Genomic DNA, 14,195 nt, shown 5'->3' with positions numbered 1-14,195 from the left:
TCACGCGTTCTGCATGGCGCGGGCAGGCACGGGCAACGCGTTGCCCGCGGTCTGGGCGCGCTTGCCGCCGTTGACGATTTCCTTCTTCAGGTTGCGCACGTAGGGATCGAACTCGCACTGGATGGTGTGCCTGGGCGACTTGTAGTACGGCTTGAGGTAGTACTCCTCGTCGGCGGCGAGGACGGCACCCATCTCGCCGGGCGACGGCGGCAGGTACTTGCCTGCGAGGTAGGCGGCGACGAGCTTGCTCTGCTGTTCGGCGAAGTTCACCAGGGTCGGCATCGGCTGCGCGAGTCCCATGAAGAACAGGTTGTCGATGTCGGGCTTCATCATTCGCTTGAACAGAGGGAAGCGGTTCTCGCTGTCGGGCAACAGGTTCGGATCGGTGAAGAACGGGAAGCTGATGTGGTAGCCGGTGGCGCAGACGATCACGTCGACGTCAAGGCTGCTGCCGTCGGCGAAGCGGACCTGCTTGCCCTCCAGCGCCGTGATGGCAGGCTTGAACGAGATGTCTCCCGATCCCGCCTTGCCGAGGAACTCGCCGCTCGCGGACGGGTGCGCCTCGAAGGGCAGGTGGTCGGGCTTGGGCAGACCGTAGCCCTCCATGGAGCCGAGGTTCTTGTTCAGAAAGCGCCGTTTGAGCGCAAGGGAGAGCGGGCGCGGGATCCAGGCGGGCATCGACATCTTGTCGCCTGCCGTTCCCTTGAGGTATTTCGGCAGCACCCAGACCCCGCGACGGGCGGAGACGGTCAGTGTCTTGGCCAGGAAGCGCTGCGAGAGCTCGGAGGCGATGTCGAGGCCGGAGTTGCCCATGCCGACCACCACGACGTTCTTGCCGCGCATGTCGATCGGGTCGAACGGGTCGTTGTATGCGTGGCTGTGGATGAGCGTGCCGTCGAACTCGCCGGGGTAGTCCGGGGTCCGCGGATCCCAGTGGTGGCCGTTGCACACGATCAGCGCGTCGTAGGTGCGCGCGTCGCCATTGGACAGCGTGACGGTCCACAGCCCGTCGTCGGCCCGCTCGGCGTGCTCGACGGAGGTGTTGAACGTGATCGACTCCCGCAGGCCGAAGTGGTCGACGTAGTCCTTGAAGTACTGGAACAGCTGCGAGTGGTGCGGGAAGTCGGGCCACTCGGAGGGAACCGGGAAGTCCTCGAACGCCAGTCGCCACTTGGAGGTGTCGATGTGCAGGCTCTGGTAGCAGGCCGACATCCCGTTGGGGTTCTTGTAGTACCAGTTGCCGCCGACCTCGTCGGAGGCCTCGAAGCAGTCGAACGGGATGCCGTAGTCCTTGAGGCGCTTGGCGGTCGTGATTCCTGATGGACCGGCGCCGATGACGCAGACGCGGGGCAGGTTCGGGGAGTGCATGAGGTTCTCTTTCTGCCGGGGTCGACTGGCCGCGGCCTCGTCATTCCTTCCGGCGGGGTGTGGCACCGGCGGAAACGCGACTGTGACGACTGCGGTGAGTGCGACTCGATGTGACCTGCGACATACATTAGCTTTGACTGACGGTCTGTCAAGTGAATGACGTAAAGTTTCGTTGCTGGCGATGCGGCGACTGACTGGGCCGCGAGTAAACTCCGATTGGTGGTGGATGCAGTGAGCAATGCGACTGGCACGGGGAACAGGCGTGGCACGCTCCGAGCCGAACAGAAGCGGGCGACCCGCGCGCGGCTGTTGGAATCGGCCCAGGGGCTCTTCGCCGCCAGGGGCTACGCGGCCGTGACGGTCGATGACATCGCCGCCGAGGTCGGCTGCAGCCGGGCGACCTTTTACCTGCACTTCCCCGGCAAGGTGGACATCCTGCTGGCAGTGGCAGGGGATGGCATGGCGCCGAGCGCTCTTTCCTTCTACCAAGACCTGGACCGTGTACTCGACACCGGATCGCGTGCCGAGTTCACGGACTGGATCACCCGGGCCATCGACTGGTTCCATCAATACAAAGAGATGCTCCCGGCCTGGGACGAGGCGACGGCCCTCGAGTCCGACTTCCGGGCCATCGCTCGGGATGGGATCCTGGCCCTCCCGAACTCGATGACGAGCTACCTCGCGCGCTGGCCGGAAGACAAGCGCGATGAGGCCCGGTTGCGCGTCGAACTCCTCGTGACGCAACTCGAACGATTCTTCACCAGGTGGGCGATGCTCGGGACGATCGATGTTTCGGCCGAGCAGGCAGCGGAGGTTCTGACGGACATCTGGTTCCCGGCGCTGACGGCCCCCGCCGCGTCGTAGTGCCTCCCGGCGCGGTGCCTGCCGGCCCCGTTGTCCCCCGATCGGGGGACAACTGTTTCCTCCCCCGTGGGGTCCGTCCGGTGGACGGGGCCCGAGGCGGAAACGGGTGATAGTTGTCTCAGCGCCGGAACGGTCCGGCTCGAGATATCAAACATCCACCCGGACAGGATCATTCACAATGAGCATCGCCACCGTTCGCCGTCGTCGCCTCGCCCGCATCGCCACCCTGCCCCCGCTCGCCCTGGCCTTCGCCGCCGCGACCCTCGGCTTCACCGGCGCGACGGCGTCCGCCGGGACGCTCCCCATGACCGGCCCGACGATCGCGATGACGATCACCAACAACACCGGTCAGTCCATGGTGCTGCGGGGCTCGGACAATCCGTACGGCGAGTGGATCCAGGGGCCGCGGGCGGTTCTCGCGCCGTGGAGCTCGGAGATCATCACCGCGACGAACAACGATCCGCGGGGGATCGGCGTCGATGTCACCTATGGGCTGCCGGGTGACGCCCAGGCCGTGTTCATGGCGAACAACTACCAGGGTGATGCGAGCCTGGACGGGACGAGGATGACCGGCGGCGACGGGGTCTACTACGACATCGCGAGCACGATGGACACCGGCTTCCCGAACCTGAACGCGGGCTACACCATCACCATGCGCCCCTGAGGCGGCTCCGCCGCCTGTGAGCACTTGTGGCCACGAGGGGGGGTCACAAGCACTCACGAGCGGCGAAGCCGACTACTCAGACATGGCGGCCCGCACCTTCTCGGTGTCCGCGGCCGTCCAGCCGTCCGGCGCGAGGATGTCCGCCCAGATGTTCACGGCGTCCGCCTGGAAGGTGTGCCCGTGGCCGTCCGGCACGTCCGCCGAGAAGACCATGTCCATCGTCACCTGCCAGAAGGTGACGAATGGGATCCAGCGCATGTCGGGATCGACGTCCGGGCCCAGCGGCTCGCGTAGCCAGTCCGGCCGGTTCAGCAACAGATCGAACGACCACCAGGTGATCGGATCGCTCGCGTGCTGCCAGTAGACGACCCGGGGCGTGCCCCAGGCGGCATCGAGTTCGAGATCCTGTGCAGCCGAGGCGAACCGGACGTTGGCGCCGCCGTCGATCACGGGAAGGCGTTCGGGCGAACCGGGATCGCGCCCCGCGGTTGTGTCCGTCCACTGCGGGGAGAAGTTCGGGGTACCCACCCACAGCGCGCCGTCGGTCCGGGCGAGCATGTCCTGGGCGCCCGCGAACGCGGACTGGCCGCCGAAGGAGCCGAGGCTCTCGCCGAACGCCAGCAGCTTCGGGCGGCTCTCGGCGGGCCGCGACTCCCACTCCGCGTAGACCGCCTCGAACAGCGCCCGGCCCGCCTCCTTCGGTGACTCCCGGTCCGCGATGAACGACAACGCGCTGGGCAGGAAGGAGTACTGCATGGACGCGATCGCGGAGTCGCCGCCTGCCGTGTACTCGAGCGCGCCCGCCACCGAGGCATTGACCCAGCCGCGGCCGGTGCCGGTGGCGACGGCGAGCACCGCGCGGTCGAAGGCGCCGGTCCGCACCAGTTCCGCGACCACCTGATCGGCCGCGTCCGAAATCGACTCTGCGGACTCGCGTCCCACGTACACCCGGATCGGGGTCAGAGCGGGCCTGCCGGTGGCCGCGGTGATCTGCTCTGCGCTCGGACCGCCCGCGACGAAGGTGCGCCCCTCTCGCCCGAGGCTCTCCCACGGCTCGGCGGACGCAGGAGATCCCGAGCGTTCGGGCATCTCGGGTCGGACCACGTTGTCGGCCGTGCCGTGGTCGGACGCGGCGGCCGACCGGTTCGCGAGGCCGATGAGTCCTTGGTAGACGACGCCGTTGACGATCATCAGGCCGACGGCGACCACGACGACCAGGCTCGCGACCCTGGCCACCGGTGCGGGCACGTAGCGGCGGCCGAATGTCGCCATCCGGTTGGTGGCCGTCCGGGTGGCGCGGGCGATCCAGAGGATCAACGCGGCGATTCCGAGAGAGATCAACAGCACCAGAAGGTAGTTCGCCTCGTGCTCCTTCTCGACGCCGACGAGATCGCGCACCGCCTGCTGTGACACCGCGCCGAGGATCGCAAAGGTCGGAACGAGAACCACCGTGAACCCGAGCAGGGTCCATCGGCCGATCCGCTTGGTTCGCTCCGAGTATCGAGGCGAGACACCGCATTTGCGCACCGCCCAGGCCGCGAGGCAGCCGATCCCGTAGCCCGTCGCGACGCTGATGCCGGTGGCGACCCCCTGCAGGTACCACACGCGTGGCAGCAGGGAGGGCGTCAGCGACCAGCAGAAGAAGAGCAGCGCGACGGCGAGGCCGACGGGGTGGAGCGACCGGCCGTAGCGGCGCGCGCGATCGGCGAACCCGTCGGTGTCCGGGGCTTCGGCCGGGTGCGGCCCGGCAGGGGGGAGCGTCGTCGTCATCGTCATCGTCGTTCCTGGTCCGGTCGCGGCGCCTCCGGGCGGGAGGGTCGGCTGCTGACGGTCCTACCTATCCGGACCGGGGCGGAGCGTATCGAATCGAACCCGACAAGGAGGGCATCTCGGTCAGTCGGCGACGTCGTCCGGGTCGGGTTCGGCAGGGCGGTGACGCTGCTCGTCGTGCTCGCGGGAGAAGATCCCCGGCGGCGGACCGGTCGGCCCGCCGTGGGCGAGGACCGCGTGCTCGTATGCGGACTCGGCGTGCAACGCCAGGTCGACGCCCGCGATCTCGTCCTCGCGACTGACCCGGAAACCCATCCACCGGTCGATCGCCTTGCCGAGCGTGTAGGTGACCCCGAAGGCGTAGAGGCCGACCACGACGACCGCAAGGGTCTGCTTGCCGAGCTGGGCGAGTCCGCCGCCGTACAGCAGCCCCTCGACCCCTCCGGTCATCACCTCGGCGGCGAGCAGGCCGATCAGGAGCGTGCCGACGATGCCACCGATGAGGTGCACGCCGACCACGTCGAGCGAGTCGTCGTAGCCGAAACGGAACTTCAGGCCCACCGCGAAGGAGCAGACGACACCGGCGAGCGTGCCGACCACGGCGGCGCCGAGGACCGTGACCCAGCCGCAGGACGGGGTGATCGCGACCAGGCCTGCCACCACGCCGGAGGCCGCGCCGAAGGTGGTGGGGTGTCCGTCGCGCTTCTGCTCGACCAGCAGCCAGCCGAGCATGCCCGCGCAGCCCGCGACAAGGGTGTTGAGGAAGACCGCCGCCGCGGTGCCGTTCGCGGCGAGCGCGGAACCGGCGTTGAAGCCGAACCAGCCGAACCACAGCAGCCCGACGCCGAGCAGTACCAGCGGCAGGTTGTGCGGGCGCATGGGCTCGGAGCGGAAGCCGATGCGCGGGCCGAGGACCAGCGCCAGCGCCAGCCCGGACGCGCCGGAGACGATCTCGACCACCAGGCCGCCCGCATAGTCGAGCGCGCCCAGCTGCGCGATCCAGCCGTCCGGCCCCCAGACCCAGTGCGCGACCGGGGCGTACACGGCCAGCGTCCACACCGGGACGAAGACCATCCACGCGGAGAACTTGGTGCGGTCCGCGATCGCACCGCTGATCAAGGCGGCTGTGAGGATCGCGAAGGTCAGCTGGAAGGTGGCGAACAGGAACTCGGGGACGCCGCTGTGCACGGTGGCAGGGGTGATGTCCGCCATCCCCAGGTGCTCGAGTCCGCCGAGCAGGCCGCCGCCGATGTCCTCACCGAAGGCGAGGCTGTAGCCGACGAGCAGCCAGACCACGCTGACCAGGGCGATCGAGACGAAACTCATCATGATCATGTTGAGCACGCCCTTGGAGCGGACCATGCCGCCGTAGAACAGGGCCAGCCCCGGCGTCATCAAAAGGACCAGGGCGGTGCTCACCAGCAGCCATGCGGTGGCTCCGGCGTCGATGGTCTCGGGCACGTCGGTTTCTCCTCACGCGGGCGGGCCTCAGCCGCACGCGAGTGGTGACGATGGTCGCTGGTGGTTTCGCCCGCGCTGCCAATGTGTTGCGGCTGTGTTTCGGATTCCGCTCACCCGGGCCGCCGCCCAGGTGCGGGTTCCGGCGCCGGAGGCAGGGGGACGGCGGTCCGCCGACGCGGTGTCGCCCTTCGCCGGTACCCTCTCCGCGTGGCCCTCTACCGGAAATATCGACCGGCAACCTTCGCCGAGGTGGTGGGGCAGGAGCACGTCACCGACCCCCTGAGCACCGCCCTCGACGCCGGACGCATCAACCACGCGTACCTGTTCTCGGGCCCGCGCGGCTGCGGCAAGACGTCGTCCGCCCGGATCCTGGCCCGGTCGCTGAACTGTGTGGAGGGTCCGACCTCCACCCCGTGCGGTGTGTGCTCGTCGTGCGTTGCGCTCGCCCCCGGCGGACCCGGCAACCTCGACGTGATCGAGCTGGACGCTGCCAGCCACGGCGGCGTCGACGACACCCGCGAGCTGCGTGACCGGGCGTTCTACGCGCCCGCGGAGTCCCGGTACCGCATCTTCATCGTGGACGAGGCCCACATGGTCACCACCGCGGGCTTCAACGCGCTGCTCAAGATCGTCGAGGAGCCGCCGGAGCACCTGATCTTCGTCTTCGCGACCACCGAGCCGGAGAAGGTGCTGCCGACGATCCGGTCGCGCACCCACCACTACCCGTTCCGGCTGCTGGCGCCGTCGACCATGCGCGGACTGCTGGAGAAGATCTGCGCGCAGGAGCACGTCGCCGTCGAGGCCCCTGTCTATCCGCTGGTGATCCGCGCGGGCGGCGGATCGCCGCGCGATTCGCTCAGCGTGCTCGACCAGTTGCTGGCCGGAGCGGGCGACGAGGGCGTCACCTATCAGCGCGCGCTGTCCCTGCTCGGCGTCACCGACGTCGCGCTCATCGACGACGCGGTCGATGCGCTCGCCGCCGGTGACGGCGCCGCGCTCTTCGGCACCGTGGACAAGGTGATGGACGCCGGCCACGATCCGCGACGGTTCGCGGTTGACCTGCTCGAGCGGATCCGCGACCTGATCCTGATGCGGGCCGTCCCGGACGCGGGGGAGCGCGGCCTGGTCGACGCGCCAGGGGACGTGCTCGAGCGGATTCGCGAGGAGGCGGAACGGATCGGTCCGGCGACCCTCGCCCGCTACGCCGAGGTCCTGCACTCCGGGCTGGGCGAGATGCGGGGGGCCACGGCACCCCGGCTGCTGCTCGAAGTGATGTGCGCCCGGATGCTGCTGCCGGCCGCATCGGATGCGGAATCGGCTGTGCTGCAAAGGCTGGAGCGGCTCGAACGGCGTGCCGAGGGTGGCCTGCCGGTGGCGGAGCCGGTCGCGGAGCCGGTCGCGGGAACGCGCTCGAGCGCGCCCGCGGAGCCCGCGGCGCGGCCGAGTGCCCCGGAGCCCGAGCCGATCTACCAGCGTCCGTCGCAGCGTGCGGCGGCGCAGCAGCGACAGCAGGAACCGGTACAACCGGCGTCACCGGAACCGGCCCCGCCGGTTCGGTCCGAGCCGGTCGCGCCGGAGGTCGTCGCCCCCGTGGTGGCCGAACGTGGTGCACCGGAACCGAGTGCGCCGCAGCCCGCAGAGCAGGCAGGCGCCCCGGTCGAGGTGCCCGCCGCGGCGTCGGAGTCGGCGCCTGCCCCGCAGTCGCGGGAGCCCGCCCTCGCGGCGCCGGAACCGCTTGCCCCGGCGCCTTCGGTTCCCGAGCCCGTCGTCCCCGAGCCCGTCGTCCCTGAGCCCGTGATCCCGGAGTCCGTCGTCCCGGAAGCGGTTGCGCCCGAACCCGTTGCGCCCCGCGTCGAGCCGGCACCTGCGCGCGAACCGGAACCGGTGGCCGTCGCGGAACCCGAGCAGGCGCCGTCCGAGCCGTCCGAGCCGGTCGTGCCGGCGGTGTCCGCGCCCGCAGCGGCCGGTCAGCCCGACGCCACCGCGGTCCGCGCCGTGTGGTCCGAGGTCAGGGCGAAGGTGCGCGACCGGAGCCGCACCGTCGAGGTGATGCTCTCGGGCGCCACGGTCCGGGCGGTGGAGAACGACCGCCTCATCCTCATCCACGCCTCCGCGCCGCTGGCCAAGCGTCTGGTGGAGCCGCGCAACGCCGAGGTGATCCGCGACGCGCTGCGGGAGGTGTTCGGCGTGGACTGGGCGATCGACTGCGAGGTGGGTACCGCCGCGCCGGCCGATGCTCCTCCGCGTGCTCAGCCCGCCCGCCAACAGCAGGCGAAACCGGCTGGTGCGCCGCGTTTCTCGCGTCCGAGCCAGGAGCAGGCGGCATCCGCCCCCGCCCCGCGGACCGAATCCGCGCCGGGTCCTGGCGTCGATGACATCCCGCCGCCCGAGGAACCCGACTACCCGGACGATCCGGGCCCGCCGCCCGCCACGCCCGAGTCGGTGACCCCGGAGGACGAGGAAGAGATGATGGCGCAGGCCGCCGAGCCGGCCGACCCGTCCGTCCGCCGGGATCCCGAGGAGATGGCGCTCCAGTTGCTGGAGACCCATCTCGGGGCCAAGCGAATCGACGGCTAGTAGGCAGGTCTCCTTCGCTCATCTCGCCCGCCTCGCCGATCCTGACGTCGACGGGTGGGCGGGCCGCGTGGGGCCATCACCCAATCGGCAGCAGCATGGGCGAGTCTTTGTCGTCGAAGGGCAAGCGCGGCAACGATGGCGCGGGCGCAGCGGGGTCCGTCCCGAAGGCGTTGGTGACGTCGGCGGTCTGATCGGCGGCGGACCCATACGTCTGCGCGGCCACCGAGAAGTCGGGGCCGAATGAGGCGGATGCGACGCTCGAGGGGCCGAAGTCCGACCATCCCCACTTGCTGCCCGTCACCCCCGGCAGCGTGGCGGTTCCCCAGTTCTGCGTCGTTCCGTCCGCGGCGGCGGGTGCCGCGGAGGCCATCCAGGTGAGGATCGGGGAGTCCGGATCGGTGGACTTCTTCGTCTCGAGGAAGGCGACCGTGTCGGCCGTGCTGGTCACCGCGCTGCCCCAGTCGGGCGCGCCCCTCGTGCTCGTCAATCGAAACTCGGCCGCGGTTGCATCGATCGCCTCGGGATATTTGGCGTGTAGGCCGTCGGCGGCGCCGTCGTCCGAGTGCCGGATCATTCGTTCCGCGAGTGCGCGGTCGCGCTCGGAACCGTCGCCGTGCCGCAGTGCGTGGTCGGCCATGTACAGCTTCACGATCGACAGGCCCGGGCGCGCTTCGTGCTGATTGGCCGTGCCCACTCGATTGCCGGTGCGCGATTCCCCTATGGAGATCGAGGTCCGCGCCGGGACGTCGTTGAGATTGTCGACGGGGGTCGGGGCTGCATTCGCCGCGGCGGGGGAGGTGACCAACGCGAGAACCGCCAGGACGGCGGCCGTCGCGATCGAACCGACGGGGGTCATGCGGACATCCTTTGCCGCTTCGGGAACGTGACCTCCGGGTTCCCCGAGCCGGAGGCGCCCAATCCTCCGTAGTGCCGTGAACTCGAACCGGCGAGAGATCACGCCACAGCTGCGGCGAGGTTAACGACATACAACCGATTGGTTGTATATTGGGAGACGTGAACGGAGACGACGAGGACAGGGCGGACGCCCTGTTCCATGCGCTCGCCGACCGGACCCGGCGCGACATCATGCGCCGCGTGCTGGCCGGGGAGCACTCGGTTTCCGCGCTCGCGGTGAACTACGAGATGAGCTTCGCCGCGGTGCAGAAGCACGTCGCCGTGCTGGAGAATGCCGGCCTGCTCACGAAGCGGCGCAGCGGTCGGGAGCAGCTGACCAGCGGCGACGTGGCGGCGGTGCGGTCGGTGGCGTCCATGCTCGCCGAGCTGGAGCAGGTGTGGCGCGGCCGCATTGCACGAATCGACGAACTCATTGCATCCGACTCGACCAAGGAGGGCTGAACCATGCCTGTGACCAATGTCCAGCAGGACCTCGACAACCTGACCCTGACCATCACGGCCGACTTCGCGGCGCCGGTGGCGCGGATCTGGCAGGTCTACGCAGACCCACGCCAGCTGGAGAAGGTGTGGGGGCCGCCGACGTACCCGGCGACGGTGGTCGACCACGACCTCACGCCCGGTGGCCGCACGACCTACTTCATGACCGGCCCGGAGGGTGAGAAGTTCGCCGGGTACTGGCAGATCACGGCCGTCGACGAGCCGACGAGCTTCTCCTTCGACGACGGCTTCGCCGACCTGGACTTCAACTCGAATCCCGAACTGCCGGTCTCGACGAACGTCTTCACCTTCGCCGAGCACGACGGTGGTACCCGCGCGACCTACGTGAGCACCTACGAGTCCGCCGAGGCGCTTCAGCAGGTGCTGGAGATGGGTGTGGTCGAGGGGGCCTCGTCGGCGATCAACCAGATCGACGAGCTGATCGCGTCCTGACCGACACGCGAGTGAAGCAATGAACGGCCAAACGACAGCACCGTTCTAGCCTGGATTGGTCGGTACCCAAGCGAGAGGATGCCCAACATGGCACTACCCACCTTGACTCCCGAACAACGTGCCGCGGCGCTGGAGAAGGCAGCCGCGTCCCGCAAGGCCCGGTCGGAACTGCGTGAGGGCCTCAAGACAGGGAAGCTCACCTTCACTGACATCCTGGACAGAGCAGAGTCGGACGAGATCGTCGGAAAAACGAAGGTCCTCTACTTGCTCGAGTCTCTTCCGCATTTCGGGAAGGTCAAGGCTCGCGACATCGCCGAGTCGGTCGGGATCGCGGAGACACGGCGGGTTTCCGGCCTGGGTGCGCGCCAGCGCGCTGACCTGCTCGCGAAACTCGGCTGACCACCCCACCAGCGCTGACCGTGGCGTTCTTCGCCGCGGTCAGCGCTGGAATGCGCTCGTAGCCGAACCCACCCCATCCGCCAGGCGACGGCGGTGTGAACCTGCGGTCGCGCGGCAGCCGGCGACAGCCCGCCCGCGTTCGGCGTCGGTCAGGGCTAGGCCGAACGACGCTCGCGCGAGGCCACGTTCCGCCTGGCGAAGTCGATGCTGAGCGCGATCAGGGTCTTGCTCTCCTCGAGCATGACGCCGAGCACCGGGAAGGCGTGGATCTGACCGCTCCACAGGTGGGTCTCCACCGGCCGGCCCGCCCGCTCGAGACGCTCGGTCATGACCTCGACGTCGGGCCGCATCAGCTCGTACTCGGCGGCGGAGAGGAACACCGGCGGGAACAGCGCCGGGTCGGCCGCCACCGGCGACTCCGCCCCGACGATCAGGTCGGGACCCGCGAGCCAGCGGTCCTTGAGAATGCGCACCTGACGCATCGGCAGGTAGGCGTCGCGCTTCATGTACTCCGGGTCGTGTGACTCGAGGTCGACGTTGAGCAGCGGCGAGTACCCGAGCACCGCGGCGGGCGTTGGCAGCCCCTGCAGCGCGGTGATCTCGGCGACCTTCATCGCGAGATAGCCGCCCGCGGAATCGCCCGCGACGATGATCCGGGTCGGGTCGTCACAGGTCTCGAGCAGGGCGGTGTACGCCGCCATCGCATCGGCGATCGAGGTGCCGATGCCGCCGTGCGGCAGCTGCCGGTACTCCACCGAGATCACCGGGACACCCGAACGCGCCGCGAGCGCCCCGCAGGCGCCGCGATGGGTGGCCAGCCCGCAGAAGACGAATCCGCCGCCGTGGAAGTAGAGGATGGTCGCGCCCTGCAGCGCGTCGGTTGCGCGCCTCGGATGGGTGACCTTCTCGCACGGCACCCCGCCAAGGGTCGTCGGCTCGACGCTCACGCCCTTGGGAGCGGGCGTCCGGTCGGACCACTCGTCGAGCTTCCCGAGCGCGAGGATGCCTCGATCGGACATCGGCCACACCGTGAACAGCGGTTTGATGAAGATTCTCGCGAACCAGAACACCAGCCGTGCTCGAAGACTGACGTTCCAGTGCCACACAATTGATCCCTGCATCGGCCTGCTGCCCCTCGTTTGTGCCGGTTTCGGTTCCACCACGATAGGGCGGCGATGTGCCGCCGACCAGCATTGCCAACGCCCGCCCCGTGCGTGACGACTATTCCGCGCGCGCGGCCTCGCGGGCGAGCATCCGATCTCGCGATTCCTCGAACCGCTCGGCCGAGCGGCGGAGATCGTCGAGGTGCGCCGCCAGCCGGTCCCGCGCCCGCTCGCCCGCATCGGTGAAGTCGTTGCGTTCGAAGACGTTCCAGATTCGGAGTACCGGCATGACGACGTCGTCGAGATGCTGCCGGAGATCGTAGATGCCGTGTTTGGCGAGGAGTACCGCGTTCCGGCGGAAGCCGGGCATGGACAGACCGGGCATCTGAAAATTGATCAGCACGTCGGTGATCGCCTCGAGCGCCGCGTCGGGGACGAGGTCGAGGGCGGCGCCGGCGAGGGTCCGGTAGAAGACCATGTGCAGGTTCTCGTCCGCCGCGATCCGGTCGAGCATCCGCTCCGCGACGTCGTCCGCGCAGGCATGCCCGGTGTTGCGGTGTGAGAGCCGGGTGGCGAGCTCCTGGAACGTCACGTAGGCCACCGAGGGCAGGAACGCGGCGTTCAGCGGCGAGTCGAGGCCGTTGGTCAGGTGTTCCATCCGGTACTGCTCGAGCTGGACGGGGTCGACGGCGCGGGTGACCACCAGGTAGTCGCGCATCACGATGCCGTGCCGGTTCTCCTCCGCTGTCCACCGGTTGACCCAGGTGCCCCACGCCCCGTCGAGGGAGAAGCTGGCGGCGATCTCGCGGTGATACGAGGGCAGGTTGTCCTCGGTGAGCAGGTTGGTGATCATGGCGATCTTCGCCAGCTCGGAGAGCCGGGACTGGTCCGGGTCCCAGTCCACCCCACCCATTTCCGCGAAGTTCCGTCCCTCGTCCCATGGCACGTAGTCGTGTGGATTCCAGTTCTTGGTCATCGACAGGTGCCGGTTGAGATTGGCTTCGACCGTCGGCTCGAGCTCTCTGAGCAGGTCGAGTTGGGTGAACGTCATGGTCATGAGAACTCCTTGGGAAGGAAGAACCTCGAGAACCAGTACCTGGCCCGCGGCGATACCCGCGGTTGTCCAGGCCCTATTGAACACCGCGAGTCGCGACACTTCCAGGAAAAGCACGGATTCGATCCAGCTCCTCCGGCCAGGCGCAGATTCCCGGTGGATCGGGTCGGGTGTCTCTGGTGGTCGGGACATCGGGCGCGCCATCCTCGTCGCAGTCGAAACGGTCGGGACAGAACCGGAGGAGCGTGCAGATGAGTACCACCATTCCCGCGGAGGGGCGCCAGGTCGACGCGGCCGGTCGGCGCGGGCCGTCGTCGTGGTGGGCGGTGACCGGTGTGATCGCCGGTCTCGCCGGGATCATCGGCATACAGGCCAGTACCGGCCTCTCCGCCACCATGGACGAGGGCGTCGTGGGCAATGCCGTCGCCATGATGAACAGGATGGCCGAGCAGCGGACCCTGATCCTGACCGAGCACGTGGCCATGAACGTGGCGGCGCTGCTGCTGCTCGTCTTCGCCGCCGGGCTGTGTCGCCGACTCGCGGCCGGCCTCGAGTCGCACAGCCTGCTGCCCCAGGTCGCGGCGGGCGGGCTGATCCTCACCTCGGCAGCGCTTCTGATCGGCACCGGCCTGACCACCGAGCTCGTGTTCGGGCTGAGCGCGGGTGACCAGTTGCTGCCGGAGTTCGCGGCCTTCGGTGCGCACTGGATGGGGACCATCCCGTGGCTGTGGGCGGGCGCGGGCGTCAGTGCGCTCGCGGTCGCGGCGGCCTCGCTGCGACACGGCGCGCTGCCGCGATGGATCGGCTGGACGAGCGCGGTGCTCGGCGCGGTCACGGCGCTGTTCGGGATCTCCCCGCTGCAGTACATGGCGGGCTTCACCGGGCCGGTCTGGGTGTTGGTGTGCGCGGTCGGACTGTGGTTCTCGGGGCGTTCCGCACGAGGGTGACCCAGAATGATCCTCCGGCCTGTGAGTCCTTCTGGCCCGCCAGCGGACCAGAAGGACTCACAGGCGCCGGAGGCGCATACGAGGAGGAACGGTTGAGCGAGCGAAGTGGGGGGTCGGCGGGCACCGGCGGATGGCCGGTGCCG

At 69.1% G+C, this 14,195-nt stretch carries 13 protein-coding genes; 7 read left to right on the top strand and 6 right to left on the bottom strand.

Annotated features, from left to right (window positions below; all coding sequences use genetic code 11):
• Entirely contained in the window at positions 1–1,368 is a 1,368-nt protein-coding gene (locus tag ACWFRB_RS10820; RefSeq protein WP_452640902.1) for a flavin-containing monooxygenase, read from the bottom strand.
• A gap of 231 nt (positions 1,369–1,599) precedes the next feature.
• Here ACWFRB_RS10820 and ACWFRB_RS10815 point away from each other — a divergent pair, with 231 nt between their 5' ends.
• Both ACWFRB_RS10815 and ACWFRB_RS10810 read left to right on the top strand, forming a co-directional pair.
• Positions 1,600–2,232: a TetR/AcrR family transcriptional regulator gene (locus ACWFRB_RS10815; RefSeq protein WP_452640901.1), complete on the top strand. Its 633-nt coding sequence runs from the start codon at positions 1,600–1,602 to the stop codon at positions 2,230–2,232.
• A gap of 178 nt (positions 2,233–2,410) precedes the next feature.
• On the top strand, positions 2,411–2,896 hold the full coding sequence (locus tag ACWFRB_RS10810; protein ID WP_452640900.1) for a hypothetical protein: 486 nt from the start codon (positions 2,411–2,413) through the stop codon (positions 2,894–2,896).
• 72 nt (positions 2,897–2,968) lie between these two features.
• On the opposite strand, the gene ACWFRB_RS10805 is transcribed toward ACWFRB_RS10810, so the two are convergent.
• The gene (locus ACWFRB_RS10805; RefSeq protein WP_452640983.1) at positions 2,969–4,666 is read right to left on the bottom strand and encodes an alpha/beta hydrolase; all 1,698 of its coding nucleotides are present in this window, start codon (positions 4,664–4,666) and stop codon (positions 2,969–2,971) included.
• Between the two features lie 123 nt (positions 4,667–4,789).
• Positions 4,790–6,127 (bottom strand): ammonium transporter, encoded by a 1,338-nt coding sequence (locus tag ACWFRB_RS10800; protein ID WP_452640898.1) that lies wholly within the window; start codon positions 6,125–6,127, stop codon positions 4,790–4,792.
• Positions 6,128–6,334: 207 nt separating this feature from the next.
• Here ACWFRB_RS10800 and ACWFRB_RS10795 point away from each other — a divergent pair, with 207 nt between their 5' ends.
• Positions 6,335–8,704 (top strand): DNA polymerase III subunits gamma/tau, encoded by a 2,370-nt coding sequence (locus ACWFRB_RS10795; RefSeq protein WP_452640897.1) that lies wholly within the window; start codon positions 6,335–6,337, stop codon positions 8,702–8,704.
• Between the two features lie 76 nt (positions 8,705–8,780).
• On the opposite strand, the gene ACWFRB_RS10790 is transcribed toward ACWFRB_RS10795, so the two are convergent.
• On the bottom strand, positions 8,781–9,560 hold the full coding sequence (locus ACWFRB_RS10790) for a hypothetical protein (RefSeq protein ID WP_452640896.1): 780 nt from the start codon (positions 9,558–9,560) through the stop codon (positions 8,781–8,783).
• Between the two features lie 158 nt (positions 9,561–9,718).
• Here ACWFRB_RS10790 and ACWFRB_RS10785 point away from each other — a divergent pair, with 158 nt between their 5' ends.
• From ACWFRB_RS10785 to mihF, 3 genes are all read left to right on the top strand, one after another.
• Complete coding sequence (locus tag ACWFRB_RS10785) at positions 9,719–10,060, top strand: ArsR/SmtB family transcription factor (protein WP_452640894.1); 342 nt, start codon at positions 9,719–9,721, stop codon at positions 10,058–10,060.
• 3 nt (positions 10,061–10,063) lie between these two features.
• The gene (locus ACWFRB_RS10780; RefSeq protein WP_452640893.1) at positions 10,064–10,549 is read left to right on the top strand and encodes an SRPBCC family protein; all 486 of its coding nucleotides are present in this window, start codon (positions 10,064–10,066) and stop codon (positions 10,547–10,549) included.
• Between the two features lie 87 nt (positions 10,550–10,636).
• Positions 10,637–10,948 carry an integration host factor, actinobacterial type gene (gene mihF / locus ACWFRB_RS10775; protein WP_452640891.1) on the top strand — a complete coding sequence of 104 codons (312 nt, stop codon included), beginning with the start codon at positions 10,637–10,639 and terminating at the stop codon, positions 10,946–10,948.
• 155 nt (positions 10,949–11,103) lie between these two features.
• Here mihF and ACWFRB_RS10770 read toward each other — a convergent pair whose 3' ends face one another.
• Both ACWFRB_RS10770 and ACWFRB_RS10765 read right to left on the bottom strand, forming a co-directional pair.
• Complete coding sequence (locus ACWFRB_RS10770; protein ID WP_452640889.1) at positions 11,104–12,069, bottom strand: alpha/beta hydrolase; 966 nt, start codon at positions 12,067–12,069, stop codon at positions 11,104–11,106.
• A gap of 100 nt (positions 12,070–12,169) precedes the next feature.
• The gene (locus tag ACWFRB_RS10765; RefSeq protein WP_452640887.1) at positions 12,170–13,108 is read right to left on the bottom strand and encodes an acyl-ACP desaturase; all 939 of its coding nucleotides are present in this window, start codon (positions 13,106–13,108) and stop codon (positions 12,170–12,172) included.
• 248 nt (positions 13,109–13,356) lie between these two features.
• Between ACWFRB_RS10765 and ACWFRB_RS10760 the strand changes: the two genes are divergently transcribed.
• Positions 13,357–14,052: a hypothetical protein gene (locus ACWFRB_RS10760; protein ID WP_452640885.1), complete on the top strand. Its 696-nt coding sequence runs from the start codon at positions 13,357–13,359 to the stop codon at positions 14,050–14,052.
• Positions 14,053–14,195 lie beyond the last annotated feature (143 nt).

Source organism: Rhodococcus sp. NPDC055112 (genome assembly GCF_053607505.1).
The sequence above is the reverse complement of the archived record's forward strand: the minus strand, read 5'-3'. Positions and strand labels throughout refer to the sequence as shown.